The sequence below is a fragment of the Pseudomonas sp. B21-019 genome (assembly GCF_024749225.1).
In the GTDB taxonomy this organism is placed as follows: domain Bacteria; phylum Pseudomonadota; class Gammaproteobacteria; order Pseudomonadales; family Pseudomonadaceae; genus Aquipseudomonas.
On sequence record NZ_CP087193.1, the window covers coordinates 2,991,641 to 3,014,038 of the forward strand.

General features: G+C 59.2%; 16 protein-coding genes. 5 read left to right on the top strand and 11 right to left on the bottom strand.

All coding sequences use genetic code 11. The features are described 5' to 3' along the window. Positions 1-33 precede the first annotated feature (33 nt). Complete coding sequence (locus LOY36_RS13455) at positions 34-1,221, top strand: pyridoxal phosphate-dependent aminotransferase (protein ID WP_258673991.1); 1,188 nt, start codon at positions 34-36, stop codon at positions 1,219-1,221. A 50-nt stretch (positions 1,222-1,271) separates the two neighbouring features. Here LOY36_RS13455 and LOY36_RS13460 read toward each other — a convergent pair whose 3' ends face one another. From LOY36_RS13460 to LOY36_RS13480, 5 genes are all read right to left on the bottom strand, one after another. Continuing rightward, the gene (locus LOY36_RS13460; protein WP_019649634.1) at positions 1,272-2,249 is read right to left on the bottom strand and encodes a D-glycerate dehydrogenase; all 978 of its coding nucleotides are present in this window, start codon (positions 2,247-2,249) and stop codon (positions 1,272-1,274) included. A gap of 12 nt (positions 2,250-2,261) precedes the next feature. Further along, complete coding sequence (locus LOY36_RS13465) at positions 2,262-3,560, bottom strand: MFS transporter (RefSeq protein WP_019578820.1); 1,299 nt, start codon at positions 3,558-3,560, stop codon at positions 2,262-2,264. 45 nt (positions 3,561-3,605) lie between these two features. Next, the gene (locus LOY36_RS13470) at positions 3,606-4,601 is read right to left on the bottom strand and encodes a sugar kinase (protein ID WP_258673992.1); all 996 of its coding nucleotides are present in this window, start codon (positions 4,599-4,601) and stop codon (positions 3,606-3,608) included. Continuing rightward, the gene (locus LOY36_RS13475; protein ID WP_258673993.1) at positions 4,594-5,376 is read right to left on the bottom strand and encodes a sugar phosphate isomerase/epimerase; all 783 of its coding nucleotides are present in this window, start codon (positions 5,374-5,376) and stop codon (positions 4,594-4,596) included. The genes LOY36_RS13470 and LOY36_RS13475 overlap by 8 nt, the downstream gene beginning before the upstream one ends. Before the next feature lie 83 nt (positions 5,377-5,459). After that, the gene (locus LOY36_RS13480) at positions 5,460-6,485 is read right to left on the bottom strand and encodes a LacI family DNA-binding transcriptional regulator (protein WP_309475241.1); all 1,026 of its coding nucleotides are present in this window, start codon (positions 6,483-6,485) and stop codon (positions 5,460-5,462) included. A gap of 239 nt (positions 6,486-6,724) precedes the next feature. Here LOY36_RS13480 and LOY36_RS13485 point away from each other — a divergent pair, with 239 nt between their 5' ends. Both LOY36_RS13485 and LOY36_RS13490 read left to right on the top strand, forming a co-directional pair. After that, positions 6,725-9,811, top strand: a complete 3,087-nt coding sequence (locus tag LOY36_RS13485) for a hypothetical protein (protein ID WP_258673994.1) — start codon at positions 6,725-6,727, stop codon at positions 9,809-9,811. A gap of 339 nt (positions 9,812-10,150) precedes the next feature. Next, on the top strand, positions 10,151-12,511 hold the full coding sequence (locus LOY36_RS13490) for an autotransporter outer membrane beta-barrel domain-containing protein (protein WP_258673995.1): 2,361 nt from the start codon (positions 10,151-10,153) through the stop codon (positions 12,509-12,511). A 77-nt stretch (positions 12,512-12,588) separates the two neighbouring features. Here the strand turns inward: LOY36_RS13490 and LOY36_RS13495 are convergent, their stop codons facing one another. The 5 genes from LOY36_RS13495 to LOY36_RS13515 all read right to left on the bottom strand — a co-directional run bounded on the left by LOY36_RS13495 (position 12,589) and on the right by LOY36_RS13515 (position 19,310). After that, the gene (locus LOY36_RS13495) at positions 12,589-13,041 is read right to left on the bottom strand and encodes a hypothetical protein (RefSeq protein ID WP_258673996.1); all 453 of its coding nucleotides are present in this window, start codon (positions 13,039-13,041) and stop codon (positions 12,589-12,591) included. 198 nt (positions 13,042-13,239) lie between these two features. Next, a complete protein-coding gene (locus LOY36_RS13500) occupies positions 13,240-13,881 on the bottom strand; it encodes a DUF1345 domain-containing protein (protein ID WP_258673998.1) in 642 nt (213 codons plus the stop codon). Positions 13,882-13,978: 97 nt separating this feature from the next. Continuing rightward, positions 13,979-14,857, bottom strand: coding sequence for a hypothetical protein (locus LOY36_RS13505; protein WP_258674000.1), 879 nt, complete (start codon positions 14,855-14,857; stop codon positions 13,979-13,981). 185 nt (positions 14,858-15,042) lie between these two features. Further along, complete coding sequence (locus LOY36_RS13510) at positions 15,043-18,138, bottom strand: efflux RND transporter permease subunit (protein ID WP_258674002.1); 3,096 nt, start codon at positions 18,136-18,138, stop codon at positions 15,043-15,045. Positions 18,139-18,152: 14 nt separating this feature from the next. After that, a complete protein-coding gene (locus LOY36_RS13515; RefSeq protein WP_258674003.1) occupies positions 18,153-19,310 on the bottom strand; it encodes an efflux RND transporter periplasmic adaptor subunit in 1,158 nt (385 codons plus the stop codon). 222 nt (positions 19,311-19,532) lie between these two features. Here LOY36_RS13515 and LOY36_RS13520 point away from each other — a divergent pair, with 222 nt between their 5' ends. Together LOY36_RS13520 and LOY36_RS13525 are read left to right on the top strand one after the other, a co-directional pair. Then, entirely contained in the window at positions 19,533-20,234 is a 702-nt protein-coding gene (locus LOY36_RS13520; RefSeq protein WP_007939075.1) for a response regulator transcription factor, read from the top strand. A 4-nt stretch (positions 20,235-20,238) separates the two neighbouring features. Beyond that, positions 20,239-21,540, top strand: a complete 1,302-nt coding sequence (locus LOY36_RS13525; protein ID WP_258674004.1) for an ATP-binding protein — start codon at positions 20,239-20,241, stop codon at positions 21,538-21,540. A gap of 182 nt (positions 21,541-21,722) precedes the next feature. On the opposite strand, the gene pncA is transcribed toward LOY36_RS13525, so the two are convergent. Further along, positions 21,723-22,352 (bottom strand): bifunctional nicotinamidase/pyrazinamidase, encoded by a 630-nt coding sequence (gene pncA / locus LOY36_RS13530; protein ID WP_258674006.1) that lies wholly within the window; start codon positions 22,350-22,352, stop codon positions 21,723-21,725. Positions 22,353-22,398 lie beyond the last annotated feature (46 nt).

The window sequence follows — 22,398 nt, forward strand, 5'->3', positions numbered from 1 at the left end:
TTGAAACTGGAACTCGCGCGTTAGGAGAAGTACATGCGCTATTCAGCCTTGACCCAACGAATCGACGGTGATGGAGCGGCAGCCTGGAAGATTCACGATCGAGCGCTGGAATTGCGCGAGCAGGGCGTCGACGTGCTGTTGCTGTCGGTCGGCGACCCGGATTTCGATACGCCGTTGCCGATCGTCCACGCGGCGATCGACAGCCTGCTGGCCGGCGACACCCATTATTCGGATGTACGCGGCAGCCGCACGCTGCGCAGCAGCATCGCCAGCCGTCACCAGCAGCGCTGCGGCCAGGAGGTGGATGCCGATCATGTGATCGTGTTGCCCGGCGCGCAGTGCGCGGTGTATTCGGTTGCCCAGTGCCTGCTCGACCCGGGTGACGAAGTGATCATCGCCGAACCGATGTATGTGACCTATGAAGGTGTGTTCGGCGCTTGCGGTGCAAGTGTGGTGCCGGTGGCGGTGCGCCCGGAGAATGGCTTTCGGGTCGAGCCGGCGGACGTCGCGGCGCTGATCACCGCTAAAACCCGGGTCATTCTGCTCAACAGTCCGAACAATCCCTCCGGCGCCAGCCTTTCCTTGAAAAGCTGGCAGGAACTGGCGGCGCTGTGTGTGCAACATGACCTCTGGCTGATCAGCGATGAGGTCTACAGCGACCTGTTGTATGAGGGCGAGCACATCAGCCCGGCCAGTTTGCCGGGCATGGCCGAGCGCACGGCGACCCTTAACAGCTTGTCCAAATCCCATGCCATGACTGGCTGGCGGGTAGGCTGGATGATCGGCCCGAAACCTCTGGCCGATCATGTGATGCATCTGTCGTTGTGCATGCTGTTCGGCATTCCGGATTTCGTCCAGAAAGCCGCGCAGGCAGCACTTGATAGGGACTTGCCGGAAGTGGCGCTGATGCGTGAGGAGTATCGCCAGCGACGCGATCTTGTGTGCGCGAGGTTGAGCGGTTGCCCCGGTATCCGGCCGATCAAGCCCGATGGCGGGATGTTTGTGATGCTCGATGTGCGCCAGACCGGGCTCGGCGCCCAGGATTTTGCCGAGCGGCTGCTGGAAGGTTATGGCGTGTCGGTGCTGGCCGGCGAAGCCTTCGGGCCGAGTGCGGCGGGGCACATACGCATCGGGCTGGTGGTGGACCAGGTGAAGCTGGCGGAAGCGTGTCGGCGAATTGCGTCCTGTGCGGCGGATTTGCTGCAGATGCGACGGGCCTGATCGAGCCATTTCATGATCGTTCCCACGCGAGCATGGGAACGATCAATCCCTTAACCCTTCCACGCTCCGGTATTCACCAGATTCACCGGCCGATCTCCCGCCAACGCCGCCAACAAATTTTCGACCGCACAAGTCGCCATAGCCTCCCGCGTCTCATGGGTCGCCGAGCCGATATGCGGCGTCGCCACCACGTTGTTCAACTGCAACAGCGGCGAGTCATGGCGCAGCGGTTCGCGCTCGAACACATCCAGCCCGGCAGCGCGAATCCGGTTCTGCTGCAACGCCTCGATCAACGCCGCTTCGTCCACCACCTTACCCCGCGAAATATTGATGAAGATGCTCTGCGGGCGCATCAAGGCGAACTCCCTGGCGCCGATCAGCTTTTCGGTTTCAGCGGTCAGCGGCAAGGTCAGGCAAATGAAATCGGCCTGCTGCAACAACTCGGTCAGGCTGCGGTATTGCGCATTGAAGCGCTGCTCCACCGCCGGTTTCGGCGAATGGCTGTGATACACAACCGGCATGCCAAAACCGAAATGCCCACGCTGCGCCAACGCCTCGCCAATCCGCCCCATGCCGATGATGCCCAGCGTCTTGCCATGCACATCGCTGCCGAAATGCGCCGGGCCAATGTTGCGGTTCCACTGGCCGGCGCGAACCATGTTCGCCAGTTCCACCACGCGTCGGGCGGTGGCCAGGATCAGCGCGAAACCGGTGTCGGCGGTGGTCTCGGTCAACACATCGGGGGTGTTGCTGAGCAGGATCCGCCGCTCGGTCAGGTAGTCGATGTCGTAGTTGTCGACGCCGACGGACACGCTGGCAATCGCTTCCAGGTTTGGCGCAAGGTCCAGCAACCCGGCGTCCAGTTTCAGACTGGCGCCAAGCAACCCTTGGGCGCGGGGCAGGGCCTGGCGCAGCTTGGCCAGGCCTTCGGCGTCGAGGCTGTCGATCAGCGTCACCTCGGTCTGCTCATGCAAGCGCGCCATCAGCAGCGGCGAGAGTTTCTTGTACAGCACAACCTGCTTTTTCATATCAACATCCATTCAGGAATGAGCCGCCACCGGCCGGGGCGCGGCGGCTTTGGCCACGACCCGGTCACTGGCGCCGGGCTTGAGGAAAATCGTCAGCACCACCGACACCAGCAACGCGCCGCTCATCAGCAGATAAGACGCACCGGGCGATCCGGTGGAGCTGTTCAGGTAACCGACCAGATACGAGCCGCCAAACGAACCGAGCGCGCCCATGCTGTTGATCAACGCCATGGCACCACCGGCCACGTTGGCCGGGAGGATTTCCGGAACGATGGCGAAGAACGGCCCGTACGGGGCGTACATGCAGGCACCGGCAATCACCAGCAGGGTGTAGGACCACCAGAAATGTTCCGCGCCCAGCGCGTAGGAACCGTAGAACGCGATCGAGGCGATCAGCAGCGGTGGCCAGACGAAGCGTTTGCGCTTTTGCAGTTTGTCCGAGCCCCAGGACACCAGCAGCATGCCGATCACTGCCGCCAAGTAGGGCAACGCCGACAGCCAGCCGGCTTCGATCATGTCCATTTGCGCGCCGGCCTTGAGGATCGATGGCAGCCACAGCACGAAACCGTAGACGCCAATGCTCCAGCAGAAGAACTGCAAGGCGAGGATGATCACCTTCGGCGAGCGAAAGGCTTCAGCGTAGTTTTTCACCGCTTTGATACCGACCTGTTCGGCGGCCAGGGCGCTTTCCAGGTCCTGCTTTTCCTGGTCGTTGAGCCACTTGGCCTGAGCCGGACGGTCATCGGCCAGACGCCACCAGATAAACGCCCACAACACCGCCGGCAAACCCTCGATGATGAACATCCAGCGCCAGCTGAAATGCTGGATCAGGTAGCCCGAGACCACCGACATCCAGAGCATGGTCACCGGGTTGCCGAGGATCAGGAAGGTATTGGCGCGCGAGCGTTCGGCACGGGTGAACCAGTGGCACAGGTACACCAGCATCGCCGGCATCACCGCAGCTTCAACCACCCCGAGCATGAAACGAATGACGATCAGCCAGTAGGCGTTGGAGACGATCCCGGTCAATGTCGCCAGGGCGCCCCAGAGAATCAGGCTGACGAAAATCAGCTTTTTCACGCTGTGCTTCTGGGCGTAGATCGCGCCTGGAATCTGGAAGAAGAAATAGCCGAGGAAGAACAGTGCGCCGAGCAGTGAAGATAGCCCAGGGGTGATCATCAGGTCCTTGGCCATCCCGGAGGCGGCGGCAAACCCGTAGTTGGCGCGGTCCAGATACGCCAGGCTGTAGGTAATGAACACGATGGGCATGATGTACCACCAGCGGCGGGTGGCCAGTGTTGCGGTTTTCATAGTGATGCTCCTGAGCTTGTTGTTTTTGTCGCAGCAGGTAACGGTTTAAATCTTCAGTGATATCTCGTTCCCACGCTCTGCGTCGGAACGATCAGTGTCAGCGGCCTCAAATTCGGCATCCATTTCGGCTCGGGTGGGCAACCCCTCCATATCCCCACGGCTCTGCACCGCGCGGCTGCCGATCCAGTTGGCACGCTGCACGGCTTGGGCAACGCTGTAGTTCTCCAGCAGGGCGCTGATCAGGCCGACGGCAAACCCGTCACCGGCACCGACCGTATCGACCACGGTTGCCACGGGTACGCCTGCAACGAAACCTTCATCCAGATGCGTGCGGTAATACGCGCCGTGCGGGCCAAGTTTGATCGCCACGGCTTCGGCGCCCTGGTCGAGGTAAAACGCCGCGATGTCGGCGGGGTCTTCGAAACGGGTCAGCAACCGTCCTTCGCTCAAACCCGGCAGTACCCAATGGGCGAGGGCGGCGAGGCGGTTGATCTCGCTGATCATCTGTTGTTCGTTGGCCCACAGGCTCGGGCGCAGGTTGGGGTCGAACGACACGCTGCGTCCGGCATCGCGCATGCGGGTCATCAGTTCGAAAGACATTTCCCGGGCCGACGCGGATAGCGCCGGGGGAATGCCGGTGGCGTGCAAGTGCCGGGCCTTGAGCAGTTGTGGCGCAATCGACTGCACCGACAAATGACTGGCCGCCGAACCGCGACGGAAATACTCGACCAGCGGATCGCTGCCGTCATCGGTGCGGGATTTGAGTTGAAACCCGGTGGGGTGCGCCGGGTCGATGTCGACGTGGCTGCAATCCAGGCCTTCTTTCTTCAGCGTATCGATGACAAACCGGCCGAGAGAATCGGCGCCCACCCGGCTCAGCCAGGCGACGTTAAAGCCCAATCGCGACAGGCCAATGGCAACGTTGCTGTCGGCCCCGGCAATGCGCTTGTGGAAGTGGCCGACGTCGGCCAGTTCACCGTTCTGCTCGGCAACGAACATCGCCATGGTTTCGCCGAACGACAGAATCTCGATCTCAGACATGCGCGGGCTCCAGACGGGATTGGCCGAGGCGGGCGAGGGTGGCGACGTGCTCGGAGGTCAGTTGCACCAGGTCATCGCCTTGCAGCGGATATTCCACCGCGCGCATCACGTTTTGGGGCATGTGCCGCAGCAATTGTTGCCACAGATGCAAGTCACTGGCCGCCGGTGGTAGCGCCACCAGTTTGCCGTCGACCCGACGCGCCACTGCTTTGCAGTGCACGTAGCCGACGTGCCGACCGAGCAACCGCGCGGCGCTGGCGGCGGACTGGTCCTGCCATTGCCAGTTGCCGATATCGAAGGTCATTTTGATCGGCAGGTTGTGCTGTTCGACGGCGGCGAAGAAACGCTGGAACGGTTCGATGCGGCCGCCGTGCAAGGTCTGGTCGTTTTCCACCAACAACTGAACCGGGCTCTGTTGCAACACAAGCGCCAGTGTTTGCAGGTCGTTGTTGTCGGTGAAATAACCCAGGGAGACCTTCAGCCATTTAGCGCCGAATGCCTCGGCGCGTTTCAGGGTCGAGAGCAGTTCCGGGTTGGGCGCCGATTGCCCGGCCAGCCACAACTCCAGCGGCGAGGAATACACGCTTTCCAGGCCCCGGGATTGCGTGGCATCGGCCAATTGCGCCGGGTCTTCGAGGGTCAGCAGCTCTTCGCGCCATTCGATGTGCGTGGCACCGGCAGCGGCCAGTACTTCGACAAAACTGCCTTGGCCACGTTGGCGCACAAGCTCGGCGCCGTAGCTGGACAGGCTGATGGAAACGGGTGGTTTGTTCATTGTTATCACCTCTGAAACCGGTTTCATTTCTGCTCAAAAAAATGTTCAAAGAAATATCGGTGGTTGATGTGCCGTTCTTTCAGTCACCGAAAATGCCCAAGGGTCGACCCACGCACGATCAATCTCGCCGGAAAATCCAGGGTCCGCACCGGCCCGTCATCCCCACGCAAACGCTTGAGCAAGCACTCAAACGCACTCGCGCCAATGTCCTCGGTCGGCTGGGCGAGGGCGGTAATCCCGCTGCCCACCAACGGATACCAATCCAGATCATCCAGGGCGATCAGCCCGACGTCCTCGAACAGGTTGCACTGCAACTCACGCAACGCATGGGTGCCGGCCAGCGCGGCGATACCATTGGCACAGAACAGCGCTTTCGGCCCAGCGCCGGGAGTGTTCAGGAAGGTTTTCAGCTGCGAGGTCAGTTCGCTGCCAGTCTCAACTACCACGCCCGTTAAAGCAGGGCGTTGCTGTATCTGCGCCTTGAAACTGCTGACCCGCTCGATCCGTGAACTGGTGCCGTCAAACGGCTCCGTCACCATCAGCACATCGCGATAACCGCGCTCTTCAAGGTGGGCCACGGCGATCTCGACGGCGGCGGGATTGTCCAGCCCCACCAGATCGCTATCGAACTGCTCGACCTTGCGATCCACCAGCACCATGGGCATTTCTCGCTGCAATTCGCGCAACTCATCCACGTGGTGGCCGAGGGTGTTCACGATCAAGCCTTCGATGTTGTACGAGCGCAGCAACGCCAGGTGCTGACGCTCCTGCTCGTCATCGCGATCGGTGTTGCACACCACCAGGCTGTAGCCGTGCCGACGGCAGGCGGTTTCCACACCATGCATCACGGCAATCGAATAAGGGTTTCGGATATCGGCCACCAACATGCCGATCAGACGCGTGCGCCCACGTTTCAGGCCGCGGGCCATCTGGTTAGGGCGGTAACCGAGTTCGGCAATCGCCTGCTCGATGCGCAGGGCCGTGGCATCGGAGAGCAGGGCGCGGTCGTCGCCGATGAAGCGCGAGACGCTGGCCTTGGAGACGCCGGCGTGTTCGGCGACGTCGAGCATGGTGACGCGGCTGCGTTGGGCGGCGGAGAAGTCGTTCACGGATAGACAGCCTTCTTATTGGAATTATTCAGGTGCGACCGCAGGTCTGAAACCGGTTTCAGATAACCGCATAACCCATCGGCTCGTCAAGCTTGAAACGATCTGAACCCGACGACAGGACCGGAGTATTCCGACCAGCGGTAGTTAAACCTGTCAGATCTGACAGTAGGCGAGATCGCGATTACTGCGTTTAATTTCTCCCGAAGCAAAGGGTTTTCAAGGCCTCTGGAGAACGGCGGATGAGCACGACAACACCCATCGGAATACTCGCCGCGCCATTAAGCATTGATGGTGTCGGTGCCGACACGGTGCTTCCGCCAGACGCGCACCTCAATGGCGTGACACTGCGAATTCCCCCTTGGCCCGCACCTTCGCTCGAGCCGGGCAAGAGTGATTTGCTGGAGATCTGGATTCGAGAGCCTGGGGCAACGTCCGACACTCGTTTTTACAACAACCTTTTTCCCGTCCCGGTGGTATTTCCGACCTCAATCCACTTGCCCTCGCAGTTCCTGCAACTGATAGGTGACATCACACTGACCTACAGGGTGACGTCTGGAGATAACGACAACAGGGATGACTCGGTGCCGCAGGTGTTCATCCTCAAACGCCTGGTCCCGGTCAACCTGAAGGCGCCGACTTTTCCGAGTGCGACATTGTGGGGTTATCTCAATTGCAGATCGTCGCCCGCATTGTGGGTGGCGGTGATAGTGCGTGTCCCGGCACAACCGGGGCGGTTCCTTGCAAACGATGTGTTGGAGTTGAACTGGAAAGGCTTCAGCAGCCTTAACGGCAGCGGTAACGCCATCCCGGGCACGGCGCTGAGCTTGCGCAAAACATTGACGGGGCAGGAAGCCGGCTCAGTGCAGGGCTTCGACTTCAGGCTCGAGAGCGACAAATACGAAAAGCATATCAAGCCGATGGTCATCAACGCATCGGCACTCGCTGATTACACGCATTTTCGAAATGGTGTCGCTCTCGGTAGATCGACCTCGGGCCTGGTAAAGATCGACCGGGGCGTATCGGGGAGCCCGCCTTGCGGCCCCATAACTCAAGGAGTCTCAAGTTCAACTGTTGTAGATCACACAAACGCTGGCAAAACGTCAATCCCAGGAACATGCAGTCAGGAGTCGCGAGATTTTTCATTGGGACACAACGTTGATGGTTCAACGATTAACTCATCCATGGAGCATACGAACATGAATATGCAGGTTAAATCTGGTGGTGTCCTTGCCTTGCCTCCGACAATTGTCGGTGTGTTGCCTGATGGCCGAATTCCCTATCAACAACTGAAAGTCGACAGACGGGTCACATTTCAATTGGCCGATGTCGATGACAAATCGGATGTGGGCGCTCACAGAATCGAACTTCACGTGCACCCGAAAGGGGTCACGCCCATAGAATTCGACCCGACATGGATGGTTTTGGAGTTGTTGAAAGCCAGTCAGCCAGGAGCGGACTGGACGTTTCCGATCGATTTTAACGTGATTGGAGCTGCACTCGACCAACTGGTCGACAAGTTTGATATGAACGGCGAATACGCAGAATACGGCGCGACATTCATTATTTATGACGGCAACGGCAACTCCGATATATCTGCTCCACCTCTTGAGTTCGAGGTCGATCTGACAGCGCCTTACCAGCGCCAACCCGGTACCGGCAACGGCACCGGCGCACGGCCTGTGTTGATCAGCCAAACTGGCTTGCCTTTGAGGATTGACGACGCCTGGCTGACGGATCCCGCCAACGCCGGCGGTATCAATTTGACCATTCCTACCGGCTATACAAAATTCGAAGCGTTACTTGATCTCGTCAGTTTCTATATTTCTACGCAAACAACATTCACAGGAATGCAGGGCGACGATAGGGGAGTCTCTATCATCGATTTTCCGCTGCCGGTTGGCGGGGTCATCAACATCTCTCTGGCCATGCTGCGAGGGTTGAATGATGGTCCGAATTTTTATTCCTATAACCTCAAGGATGCGCCAGGAAATATCAGCAACAACTCGGCCATCACGTTGCTGTTCAGTCGGGTAAGAGCCGCCGCCCCGATACTGGAAGTGCCAAGGATCCCGGTCACCGGCTCCAACGGGCAAACGCCCATCACTTTTGCGACGGTGGCACCTCCTCCTTCCAGAGTCGTGATGGAAATCGATTTCCCGCTCAACTCGCTTCCGGGTGACCGGATCATTCCGCACATCTCCGATTCGAACGGTAATGTCTACGATCTGCCTGAACAGCAAATTCCAGCTGCCGGCACACCAGGTCCATTGAGGTTCGTGATTGAATACGACTTCTGGGCGCAAGTCTTTGGAGACCCCAACGGACAGAGTGACGTGCAGTGTGAGTACTGGTACGAACTGAGTCGCCCTACGATTCCAACCAATCCGGTTTCGACGCCGCAGCAATTTTGCGTTCTCGACTTCTCGTACGCCGGGCCTGAGCAACCGAACCTGCCAGATCTGCTCAACCCCAACATCCCGCCTGTGGTGATTCAGGGCGCAGGCACTCCGGCACCCGCCCCCAACACGCTCGGCCCGTTACAGGCAGGCCTCGACGCCATCATGACCTGGCCTTTGTGGACGGATCCGAATCGGCCGTTGACAGGGCGTGAAATTGTGAGGTTCTTCTACCAGGGCAGGCAAGTGGGTAACCCGGTGGGCGTGCAGGTTGGCCAGACGACGGTCGACACGCCATTGCCGTGGGCCACGATCCAGGCCGAAGGCAACGGCAGTGGTCCAACGGCGCGAGAAGCCTACATCACCATTGAATACCCTGGCAGCGCGAACCCGATGACGCAGACACCTGTGACCCCGGTCAACGTGACAGCCATCGTGATCAATCTGCCACCGCCACAGATCATTGTTTCCGCATTCAGAACTCCCACCGGGACCCTGATACCGGAACGTGCCGTGACCGCCATCAACTGTCCGAGCCTGGATCATCCCTCTGCGCCGAATGGGCCAATGCCGCCTTACGCGGTGCGCGGCCTGCGGATCAGGATCCTGCGCGATCCCAATATCCCTGCAGGCGCAACAGTGAACCTGGAATTTGAGGGCCGGGTCACCAACACGGTGGGTGGGGCTGCAATTCCCGGCACTCGGATCATGGCTACGGAAACTATGCCAGCGACCGGAGTGCTGGAATTCAACCTGAGGGACTACAACGCCATCAGGACGATCCAGCTGCCAAGCCCCGGCCCGGGTCAGCGACCTGCTACCCGTTTTGCGCGCATCGCGTATACGGTCAACGGAATCACTTCCGAGGTCATCGTCCCCGTGGCGCTCTTGAATTCGAGCCTGGTGTATTGCGAGCAGAACCGTCCTTGATAGCGGATCAGCAGCGCTTCGAATGAAACTTCCCAGGATAAGGGCGACAGCAATTGTCGTCCTCATCCAAGGAGGCGAAGTCAGATCCGTACGAGCTTACAAGACAAGGGGATAAATCGTACGAAGGCGGAGATTGATCCTACATATCCCTGGGGAAGTTATCCGTAGTCTGGCGGCCGCTTTAGTCCGGCTCGTGCACCGTTTGAGTCGGAAAATCATTCCTGAAGGAATGCAATCGAGTAGGACTCAACTATGTTGCCAAAGTCGCAATTCCCGTATTTGAAAACATCGATCAGCTTCTGGGTAGCAACCCTGATGCCTTTTCTGATGAATTCATCGATGACTCAGGCTGCCACTGTTCCGGCGGGCACCACTCAAGCCATCGACGCCACGACGCCCCTGGAAACCTGGCAGCTTCAAACCAACGCTACGTTGAACGCCACCAATGCCACAACACTGCAGATGACCAGTGCTGCCGGTGGTGTGTTCAACTTGACTGGCTCAAACGTCAGCGCCGCAACGACTTCAGGTATTTTCCTGACCAACGCCAGCGCCAACCTGGACAACTCGAGCGTCACCAGTGACACCGGCATCGGCATCTCCGCGGTACGAAACGTCGCCAGCGTCGGTGGTTCGAATGTGACATTGCGCAATGGGTCTGTCGTTCGAGGTTTGCAGGGAGGTATGGCGGGCAACCGGTTCAGTGTCCTCAATCTGCAAAACTCCACTGTTGAAGGGACTGGTGCCACCAGTTTCGGGATTCGGATGCTGGAGGGTTCACTGTCGGCCACCGGAAGTACGATCACCGGCGGCCTCAATGGCGTGACGGTGGGCACCGACACGCAAGTATCGACGGTCATTCCAACCACCATCGTTCTGGACGGTACCCGTGTCGAAGGCAAGACCGGGTCGGCGTTGGTGGTCGGCATCAACGCGCCGAACTTTCCGACCGTGGCCAACATCGAAGTGCGTAATGGCTCGAACCTGGTCTCAGGCAACAATACGTTGCTGGAAGTCAGGCAAGGCGCCTCGGCCGGTTTCCTCGTGGATAACAGCGCATTGACCGGTAATGTAACGGTGGTTTCCGGCAGTTCCGCCAACGTCACGCTGCAGAACAATGCATCGTTGACCGGGGACCTGCAAAACGTCACGACCGCCGTGTTGAATAATAAGGCACGCATGACCGGTAATGTGCTGGGTGCTTCAAGTGTCGCGCTTGATAATGGTTCGACACTGACCGGTAACCTGGACAATGTCGCCAGCGTGTCCATCAACAACCAGAGCATCATGACCGGCAACGTCAACGCTGCGACGGGCAGTGCTTCTGGCTTGACACTGGATAACGGGGCGAGCCTGACGGGGCAAGTGAACAACGTCGCCAATTTCGCCATCAATAATCAGGCGCTCTGGCAGATGACCGGCAGCCAGTCGGTGAACAACCTCACACTCAGCAATGGTGGCGGAGTCCGTTTAGGCACCCATCAGGAATATTTTCAACTGAACGTGGCCAACCTGGCGGGCAACGGTACATTCAGGATGGGTACCGATTTCAACCAGCGCATCAGTGATCTGCTGAATATCACTGCAAGCGCTGCCGGCAATCATCAGTTGCTGGTTAGCAGTTCGGGCCCTGATCCGGTCAATGATTCTTCGATCAAGGTGGTGCAGAGCGTTGCTTCAAACGCGCAGTTCAGCCTCGTCAACAACCGGGTCGATGTCGGGGCGTTCACCTATACGCTGGTGAAGGACGGGAATGACTGGTACTTGCAGCCCGACAAGGAAGTCGTCAGCACACCGACCCGCTCGATATTGGCGATTGCCGGGACGGCGCCTACGGTGATCTACGGCGAAATGGTTCTATTGAACAACCGGATGGGCGATCTACGTGACGATGGCGAGCAAACCGGCGGATGGGTCCGGTCTTTCGGCAGTCGGTACAGCATCAGCAACAATGCCTACGGGAACGGCTACAGCCAGCGCCAGTACGGGTTGTCGATGGGGGTCGATACCCCGGTGGAGATCGCGGGCGAGCGCGTGTTGCTGGGTGTGTTTGCCGGTTACAGCAAATCCGATCTCGATCTGAGCCGTGGCAGCTCCGGTGAAATCGACAGTACATCCCTCGGCGTTTATGGCACTTGGCTGGGTGATAGTGGCTATTACCTGGATACGGTGGCCAAGCTCAATCACTTCCGCAATGAAGCCAGTGTGGCACTGAGCGACAACACCAAAACCAAAGGCAACTACAACAATCTGGGAGCCAGTGCGTCGGTCGAGTTCGGCAAGCGCATCGCCTTCAAGGACGGCTATTACGCAGAGGTGTTCACCCAATGGCAGGCAGCCTCCGTGCAGGGCAAGGACTTCAGTCTGGACAATGGCCTGAAGGCCGACGCCGACACCACTCGTTCCATGCTCGGCAAGGCGGGTGTAACGCTGGGACGTGGCATGACGCTGTCTGACGGCAGCGTCCTGCAACCTCATGTGCGTGTTGCTGGCGTTCATGAGTTCGTGAAGACCAATGAAGTGCGCGTCAATGACAATAAATTCAACAATGACTTGTCCGGTAGCCGGTTGGAGGTTGCCGCCGGAGCATCCTGGACCCTCAATGACCGCTGGCAGCTACACGCGGAACTGGACACCAGCAAGGGCGATGGCGTTACCAAGGACTTTGGCGTGAACATGGGGGCGCATTACAAGTTCTGACGCGAATGAAAAAGGGAAGCGCTGGCTTCCCTTTATTTTGAATGTGTGTCCCGTCCTGAATAAGGTTTACACAGCGATTATTGTTTCAAAACTTGAAGCTTGCCATCGAGCTGACATTTAGTTCCGTCGGCATTCTCTACGTCCACCTTGAACGTGGCTTTGACGTTAGCGTTGTCGACAGCCGGTTCGATTTCGATATAGCCTGAAATGGCTTCACTTACCGCGGTGTCGTCTTTAAAGCTGAGTGCAACATCGGGACGGCTTTTGATCTCATATGTGCCGACCGGGCAGCCCTCGGGGAGGATGAAGATAATTTCACGTGCTGGATAGCTTTTGGCTTTAGTATCCGAAGCGGGTCGATCAACGGCAGTAATCTTTAAGGCGCCAAGTTTTTCAGTACCGACTTTTACATGGTCTATCAGTCGGGAAGTGGCACTGAAATCCTCGAAGGATGGACCAGTGTTGGCGTAAGCCTTCGCAGTAACATAGTTGCCATCGGCAAAGCTGATTCGTTTGATTACAGCGTTCATGAATAGGATCTCCGTTCACTAAAAGGAAGTATCCAAAGGCCGTCCGACCCTAACTCTGGATGGACCATGGAAGCGCTTTCCTGACGGGTTGTAAACTGTCAAACCTGACAGGTTACAGCTATCAAAATCTGTGAATGGGGCCTCAGCGTGCAGGCACAAAACGCGGGTATCCAGGCTGAGCAGAGCAGGGTGCGGTCGTCAGCTGAACAAACCGGCGGCAATGTTGATGGAAAACCCCAATATCGCCGTGTTGAACACAAACCCGATCAACGATTGCGCCAGCACGATCTTGCGCAATTCCCGCGTGGCCACGCCGACATCCGCCGTCTGCACCGCTACGCCGATGGTGAACGAGAAGTACAGGAAGTCCCAGTAATTGGGGGTTGTCAGCCCTTCGGCAAATCGCAGCGCAGGTTCCTTGCCTTCCCAGGTGTAATACAACCGGGCGTAATGCACGCTGAAGATCACCCCGATCAACAGCCACGAGCCGATCACGGTCATGCCGGTGAAGCCGTAGTGCAACAGCCGGTGATAGGTGTCCAGATCTTTGCTGCCCGCCAGTTGGAGGGTGATGGCCGCGAGGCTGGCCAGTGCCGCCATGCTCACGGTGAACAGCACCAGCCCGGCGTTTTCGTCCTCGACTTCGGCAATGCGTTTCACGTCGTCGGCTTTGGAGCGCATGGTCAGCCAGATGATCAGTGCCAGATAGGTCCAGACCCCGGCGTTCCAGCCGATGAGGATTTTGCCGAGGATCGAATCGGCCGGAGCCAGAATGCCTGCCGCGACGCCAAGGGTGGTGGCGGCGGACAGGCGAGGGTGGGTGCGGGCGAGGAAGGGCATGGAGACTCACGGTCAGGGGCTTTGCAGCACCATAGCCCTGGTGTGAGTAACGCAGCAAGCGTTGCCGTTCAGGAGAAACAAAGATAGATCACATGCGTCAGGACGCCTTGTTTGTGCTGTCGAATGTGAACTCCCCGTTTTCAAACTGAATGCGGACGCCGTTGGAGTCTTTCTCACTGGTAAAGTCCAGGCGGCCCTTGAACACACCTTGCGTTGCGCTCTCTTCAGGGACTGACTCTACAATCAGCTTGCCACTTTCTGCCGGGTAACCTGCTGCAGCCGGATAAATCTCATCGTAACTTACGCGGATTTTTTCTTTGAACTCGGCCAGGTCATAAGTGCCAGGCCCGAGGTCGCGGGCGATCAAGATCTTGACGGTATCCAGTGGGCGGTTAGGCACATCAAAGGAATAGGTCTGAGACCAGGCTTGCCAATGTGGGAAGTTTGGGCCGATAACCGGATTTGCTGGACGCGCTTCGAACAGAAATTGATTGGCATTGTATTGATTGTAAGTGCCACCTGTAAGTGCTGCCGTGAAAGTGCCGGTAGCAGTCGAAAGGGAGGTGCTGATGTTTTCATATTGGCACTTTCCCTCGCTGACCATAACTTTTTTCTCTCCGGACTCTGCGATGAAGTGGAAGTCAAAACTTACAGTCTGGTTCGCCAGATCGAGTTCGATGTTGGTCAACTCGCCTGATGTTGCGATAAAAGGTCTATAACCCGCCGGAGAGGCGATTGCATACGATGCACTCGCAACCGCATTGCTAGGGGGGTCGCTGATCGTGTAAGAGGTTTCGCCGCTGTCGGGGAAGAAAAAAGATATGAGAGTTGAATTTTCCTGGTCTTTGCGATCAGCCGAATGTGCAACCCATTGATCTGCTGAAGGGTCTTTGTAGAATTGATGGAATTCGTTGCTGTTATAGTCCGGACCATCTTTTACGGTGGCTGTGACATGGCCAATGATTGCACCTTTCATATGCGCTCCTGAATCCATTAAGAGGAAAAATATTAACGGCTAGCGCATTCAGCATATGGATCGAGGGCTGTTTCGGATACTGTCAAATATTGCAGGTATAAGAAATTTTTCTTTATAACAATCATTGGTACGCATCATGGTTGCTTTGCAAGCGACGGCAGTTGCCGTCGCCCGTCGGGCTTGATTCACTCTTTAGCCATGCGCTGCACCGACTTCATCACCACCACAAAAAACACCGGTACAAACACCACCGCCAATGTCGCCGTGATCATCCCGCCAATCACTCCGGTGCCAATGGCTTGCTGGCTCGCCGAACTGGCCCCAGTGGCAATCGCCAACGGCACCACGCCAAGGATGAATGCCAGCGACGTCATCACAATCGGCCGCAACCGCAGGCGCGCCGCTTGCAGCGTGGCATCGATCAGGTCATGACCTTCGTCATACAGGCTCTTGGCGAACTCGATGATCAGGATCGCGTTCTTCGCCGACAGGCCAATGATGGTGATCAGCCCGACCTTGAAGAACACGTCATTGGGCATCCCGCGTAGCGTCACGGCCAGTACCGCACCGAGTACACCCAGCGGCACCACCAGCAGCACCGAAGTCGGAATCGACCAACTCTCATACAGCGCCGCCAGGCACAGGAACACAATCAGCAGCGACAGACCGAGCAGAATCGGTGCCTGGCTGCCAGACAAACGCTCCTGCAGCGACAACCCGGTCCACTCCTGACCCAACCCGGCCGGGCCTTGCGCCACCAGCCGTTCGATTTCCGCCATGGCTTCGCCGGTGCTGTGACCGGGCGAAGGTTCGCCGGAAATGCTGATGGCCGGGTAGCCGTTGTATCGGGTCAATTGCGCCGGGCCCTGAGTCCAGTTGGCCCGAACGAAGGCCGACAGCGGCACCATTTTTTCAGCGTTGTTGCGTACGTGAATTTTCAGCAGATCGGCGACCTGGCTGCGTTGATCGCCTTCGGCCTGGACCACCACCCGTTGCATCCGCCCCTGGTTGGGGAAGTCGTTGATGTAGGCCGAACCCACGGCGGTGGCCAGTACGTTGCCGATGTCGGCAAAGGAGATGCCCAGGGCGTTGGCTTGTTTGCGGTCGACTTCCAGTTGCACCTGTGGCGCTTCGGCCAGCGCGCTTTCGCGCACATTCATCAGGATCGGGCTTTTCTCGGCGGCGGCGAGCAATTCGCTGCGCGCTTTCATCAGCGTGGCATGGCCGAGGCCGCCACGGTCCTGCAAGCGGAACTCGAAACCGCTGGAGGTGCCGAGACCGTCGACCGGCGGCGGCAGCACCGAGAAAGCCATGGCATCCTTGATCTGGCTCAGCGCGATGTTGGCGCGATCGGCGATGGAACTCGCCGAGTCGTCGCTGCCCCGGTCCGACCAGTCCTTGAGCGTGGTGAACGCCAGCGCGGCGTTCTGCCCGCTACCGGAAAAACTGAAGCCGAGAATCACTGTGCTGTCGCCGACGCCCGGTTCGGTGGCGTTGTGCGCTTCGATCTGCTCCACCACATTTATCGTGCGATTCTTGCTTGCGCCCGGTGGCAGTTGAATGTCGGTGATGGTGTAACCCTGGTCTTCCACCGGCAGGAACGAGGAGGGCAGGCGACTGAAACACAGTCCCAGGCCGACCAGCAGCACGCCATAGATCAACAGGTAACGACCGGTGCGTTTCAACGCATAGGCGACCCAGCCCTGATAACGCTCGGTCAGTTGTTCGAAGCGCCGGTTGAACCAGCCAAAGAATCCCGCTTTTTCGTGATGCTCGCCTTTGGCAATCGGCTTCAACAGCGTCGCACACAAGGCCGGGGTCAAGGTCAGGGCGAGGAACGCCGAGAACAGGATCGACGTGGCCATGGACAGCGAGAACTGTTGGTAAATCACCCCGACCGAGCCCTGCATGAACGCCATCGGAATGAACACCGCCACCAGCACCAGGGTGATGCCGATGATCGCGCCGGTGATCTGCTTCATCGCCTTGCGCGTCGCTTCCTTGGGCGACAGGCCCTCGGTGGCCATGATTCGTTCGACGTTCTCCACCACCACAATCGCGTCGTCTACCAGAATGCCGATGGCCAGCACCATGCCGAACATGGTCAGCACGTTGATCGAGAAGCCCAGCGCGAGCATGGTCGCAAACGTGCCCATCAACGCCACCGGCACCACCAGCGTCGGGATCAGCGTGTAGCGGATGTTCTGCAGGAACAGAAACATCACCGCAAACACCAGCACCATTGCCTCGCCGAGGGTATAGACCACTTTGGTGATCGAGACTTTGACGAAGGGCGAAGTGTCGTAAGGGATCTTGTATTCGACGCCAGCCGGGAAATAGCGCGCCAATTCATCCATCTTCGCCCGTACCAGCGTTGCGGTGCTCAGGGCATTGGCCCCCGGTGACAGTTGCACACTGACGGCGGTGGACGGTTTGCCGTTCAGGCGTGTGGAGAACTGATATTCCTGGCTGCCGATCTCGACCCGCGCTACATCACGGATGCGCACGTTGGAGCCGTCAGGATTGGCCTTGAGCACGATGTCGGCGAATTCTTCAGGTGTCGACAACTGGCCTTTGACCAGAACGGTCGCGGTGATTTCCTGAGTGGTACGGGTCGGCAAGTCGCCGATGCTGCCCGCGGAAACCTGAGCGTTCTGCGCGACGATAGCGGCGTTGACGTCAGCCGGAGTCAGGTTGAAGCCGATCAGCTTCTGCGGGTCGATCCAGATCCGCATCGCCCGCTCGGCGCCGTACAACTGGGCCTTGCCGACGCCGTCCAGACGCTTGATCTCGTTCATCACGTTGCGCGCCAGGTAATCGCTGAGCGCCACGTCATCGAGCTTGCCGTCGCTGGAGGTGAGGGTGATCAGCAACAGGAAACCGGCGGAGACTTTCTCCACCTGCAAACCTTGCTGGGTGACTGCCTGAGGCAGGCGCGACTCAACCGCTTTGAGGCGGTTTTGCACATCGACCTGGGCCATTTCCGGATTGGTGCCCGGCTGGAACGTCGCGGTGATGGTGGCGCTGCCGAGGCTGCTCTGGGATTCGAAGTACAGCAGATGGTCAGCGCCGTTGAGTTCTCCCTCGATCAGGCTGACCACGCTTTGGTCCACGGTCTGCGCCGAAGCGCCGGGGTAGGTGGCGTAGATTTCGACTTTCGGTGGCGCAACGTTCGGGTACTGCGCCACCGGTAACTGCCCAATGGCCAACGCACCGGCCAGCAGGATGAACAAGGCAACTACCCAGGCGAATACCGGGCGGTCGATAAAGAACTGCGGCATAAAAAGCGTCCTGCTTATTGACCAGAGACCTGGGCAAGTGGAAGAGGGGTGTTGTCGATCTGGACTTTTTCGCCGGGGCGCGCGTGTTGCAGGCCTTCAGTGACGATGCGGTCGCCGGGCTTGAGGCCGCGGGTGACGATCCAGCGATCGTTCTGCACCGCGCCCAGCTCTACCGGTTGCTGGCCGACTCGCTGCTCGGCGTCGAGCAATAGCACTTGGGCGACACCGGCGCTGTCACGCTGAATGGCCCGTTGCGGCACGCTGATGCCTTGCTGATTGAACGCTTGCTCCAGACGCACGCGCACGAAGCTGCCCGGCAGTAGGTCGAGGTCGGGGTTGGGGAACTCGCTGCGCAGAATGATCTGACCGGTGCCCGGGTCGACGGTGATGTCGGTGAACAACAACTTGCCGGGCAATGGATAAAGGCTGCCGTCGTCCTGGATCAGCGTGGCTTTGGCCTGGCCTTGGCCCACTTCCTTCAGTTGGCCGGAACGGAAGGCCCGGCGCAGGTCGTTGAGTTCACGGGTCGATTGGGTCAGGTCGGCGTGGATCGGGTTCAACTGTTGGATCAGCGCCAGCGGCGTGGTTTCGTTCTGCCCCACCAACGCGCCTTCAGTCACCAGCGCGCGGCCGATGCGCCCGGAAATCGGCGCGGTGACGGTGGCATAACCGAGGTTCAGTTTCGCCCGCTCCACCGCGGCTTTGTTGGCGGCGACATCGGCGGCGGTCTGCCGGGCGTTGGCGCGGGCATTGTCGTAGTCCTGAGCGCTGATGGCATTGCCTTCGATCAACTGGGCGTAACGCTGCTCCTGCAATCTGGCCTGGAACGCGTTGGCTTCGGCCTTGCGCAGCGCGGCTTCGGCGCTGTCCAGGTCGGCCTTGAAGGGGGCCGGGTCGATACGGAACAGAACGTCGCCTTTATTCACGTCGCTGCCTTCGCGGAAGACCCGCTGCAACACCACGCCGGCGACCCGGGCACGCACTTCGGCAATCCGTGGCGCGGCAATCCGCCCGCTCAAGTCGCTGCTGATTGACAGAGGACGAGCTTCGACGGTTTCGATGCGCACTGTAGCCAGCGGCGCCGATTCTTCGGCGGTCGAAGACTGGTCACAAGCGCTCAGCGTCAACGCCAGGGCAATCAGGCTGAGCGTGGCAAGCAGGTTCTTTGACATGGAAATACCCCAATAATGACTACCCGCATCCTACGGGGAGTCGACGAGGGTAGCGGTGAAGCTTTGTTGGTGCTGTGTGAAATTGTGTAAGGGTTTTGCTCGCGTATGCGTGAGGGCGTATATCCTTCGCAGCTTGAAACTTTTTGCGACGGTTAGGTCGCCTTCGCGGACAAGCCCGCGATGAGGCCCCGCCAGTCGCCACAGCACTTTCTGGAAACACCCATGCCCAACATCCTCCTGGTCGAAGACGACACCGCGCTCTCGGAACTGATTGCCAGCTACCTGGAACGCAACGGTTATTCCGTCAGTGTGATCAGCCGCGGCGATCATGTACGCGAACGCGCGCGGGTCAGTCCGCCGGACCTGGTGATTCTCGATCTGATGTTGCCGGGGCTCGATGGCTTGCAGGTCTGCCGCTTGCTGCGGGCCGATTCGGCGACATTGCCGATCCTGATGCTCACCGCCCGTGACGACAGCCACGATCAGGTGCTGGGCCTGGAAATGGGCGCCGACGACTACGTCACCAAACCCTGCGAGCCCCGTGTGTTGCTGGCCCGCGTACGCACGCTGTTGCGTCGCAGCAGCCTCAGCGAACCGCAGACCGCCAACGACCGCATTCTCATGGGCAACCTGTGCATCGACCTGTCTGAGCGCACCGTGACCTGGCGCGAGCAACTGGTCGAGTTGTCCAGCGGCGAATACAACCTGCTGGTAGTGCTGGCCCGGCATGCCGGCGAAGTGCTGAGCCGCGACCAGATTCTGCAACGCCTGCGCGGTATCGAATTCAACGGCACCGACCGCTCGGTGGACGTGGCCATCTCCAAACTGCGGCGCAAGTTCGACGACCACGCCGGAGAGGCGCGCAAGATCAAGACCGTGTGGGGCAAGGGCTACCTCTTCAGCCGCTCCGAGTGGGAATGCTGAAACCATGTTCAGAATCCTGTTTCGCCTGTATCTGGTGACCATCGTTTCATTCAGCGCGGCGATCTACCTGGTGCCGGATCTGGTGATCAAGGCTTTTCATGAGCGTTTTGTGACCTACAACCTCGATTACTCCCGAGGTTTGCAAACGCTGATCGTCAAACAGTTTCGTACGGTGCCTGTCGAGCAGTGGCCGGCGCTGGCGGCGGAGATGGACAAGGAGTTCCAGCCGCTGCACATCATCTTGGCCCGCAACGACGATGCCGAATTTACCCTGGATGAGCGCGAACGCTTGCAGCGTGGGGAGAACGTGGTACGCATCGGCGACTGGGGTTGGCGTACCCTGGCGGTGACACCGTTGAACGAGCAGATGGTGGTGGAGATGGTCGTGCCACCGGACCCCACGGATGTCAGTTGGTTGTACTGGAGCATCAACGTGCTGATCGGTGCGACGATGCTGGCCTGCCTGTTGTTGTGGCTGCGCCCGCACTGGCGCGACCTGGAACGTCTCAAAAGCACCGCCGAACGCTTCGGCAAGGGCCACCTGAGCGAGCGCACGCAGATTTCCCCCAGCTCCAACATCGGCAGCCTGGCCACCGTGTTCGACACCATGGCCGGCGACATCGAAAACCTGCTCAACCAGCAGCGCGACTTGCTCAACGCCGTGTCCCACGAATTGCGCACGCCGTTGACGCGGCTGGATTTCGGCCTGGCCCTGGCGCTGTCCGACGACTTGCCGGTCACCAGCCGGGAACGCCTGCAAGGCCTGGTCGCGCACATTCGCGAACTGGATGAGCTGGTGCTGGAGCTGCTGTCCTACAGCCGATTGCAAAACCCGGCTCGGCTGCCGGAACAGGTCGAGGTGTCGCTGGATGAATTCATCGACAGTATTTTGGGCAGCGTCGATGAAGAGCTTGAGTCACCGGAAATCGTTATCGATGTGCTGCTGCACGGTCAGCTCGAACGCTTCTCGCTGGACCCGCGATTGACCGCCCGGGCGATCCAGAACCTGCTGCGCAACGCCATGCGCTATTGCGAAAAGCGGATTCAGATCGGTGTGCAGGTATGCCCCAAGGGCTGTGAGATCTGGGTCGACGACGATGGCATCGGCATTCCCGAGGAAGAGCGGGAGCGGATCTTTGAGCCGTTCTATCGGCTGGATCGCAGTCGGGATCGCGCCACAGGCGGGTTTGGCCTGGGGCTGGCAATCAGCCGCCGAGCACTGGAAGCGCAGGGCGGCACGCTGACCGCGCAGGCATCACCATTGGGCGGCGCACGGTTCCGTTTGTGGCTGCCCACCTCGGCCTGACGCATTCGTTGTAGCAGCTGCCGAGCCTGCGAGGCTGCGTTCGAGTGCGCAGCACTCGTAAAACCAGGCAACCGGTTCTTCCAGGAAAACCGCATTCGCAGGACTTGCGAGGACTGCGTCCTCGGACGCAGCCTCGCGGGCTCGGCAGCTGCTACGAGCCAGGTGAGGGAACGATCTGCAGTTCAGTCGAGCAGTTCGGCTGACTCAATCAACCCGACCCCCGCCACCTGCATCCGCTCAATCGCCGCCGCCAGCGACCCTTCCAGATCAATCGCGCGGCAAGCGTCCATCACCACAAACGCATTGAACCCTGCCGCCCGCGCATCCAACGCGGAGAACATCACGCAGAAATCCAGTGCCAGCCCGACCATGTAAACCGTGTCGATGCCGCGTTCTTTCAGGTATCCGGCCAAACCGGTGGTTGTGGTTCGATCCGCCTCCAGAAATGCCGAATAACTGTCGATGTCCGGGTTGCAGCCCTTGCGGATGATCAATTGGGCGTGGGGCAGGTCCAGCTCCGGGTGGAACTCGGCGCCGGGCGTGGCGCGTACACAATGCTCCGGCCACAGCGTCTGTTCACCGTAAGGCAACTGAATCACGTCGTAAGGCTTGCGCCCAGGGTGGCTGGAAGCGAACGAGGCGTGGCCGGGCGGGTGCCAGTCCTGGGCAATGACGACCTGTTTGAACTGGCGACTCAGACGATTAATCAGGGGCACAATCAGGTCACCCTCGGGCACCGGCAATTGACCACCGGGAATGAAGTCGTTTTGTACGTCGATGACCAGTAAGGCCGCGCGTGAAGAAATCGGCATGGGTAGGGTTCCTCCTTGGAAAGTCAGGCGTAAGCATAGTGACAAC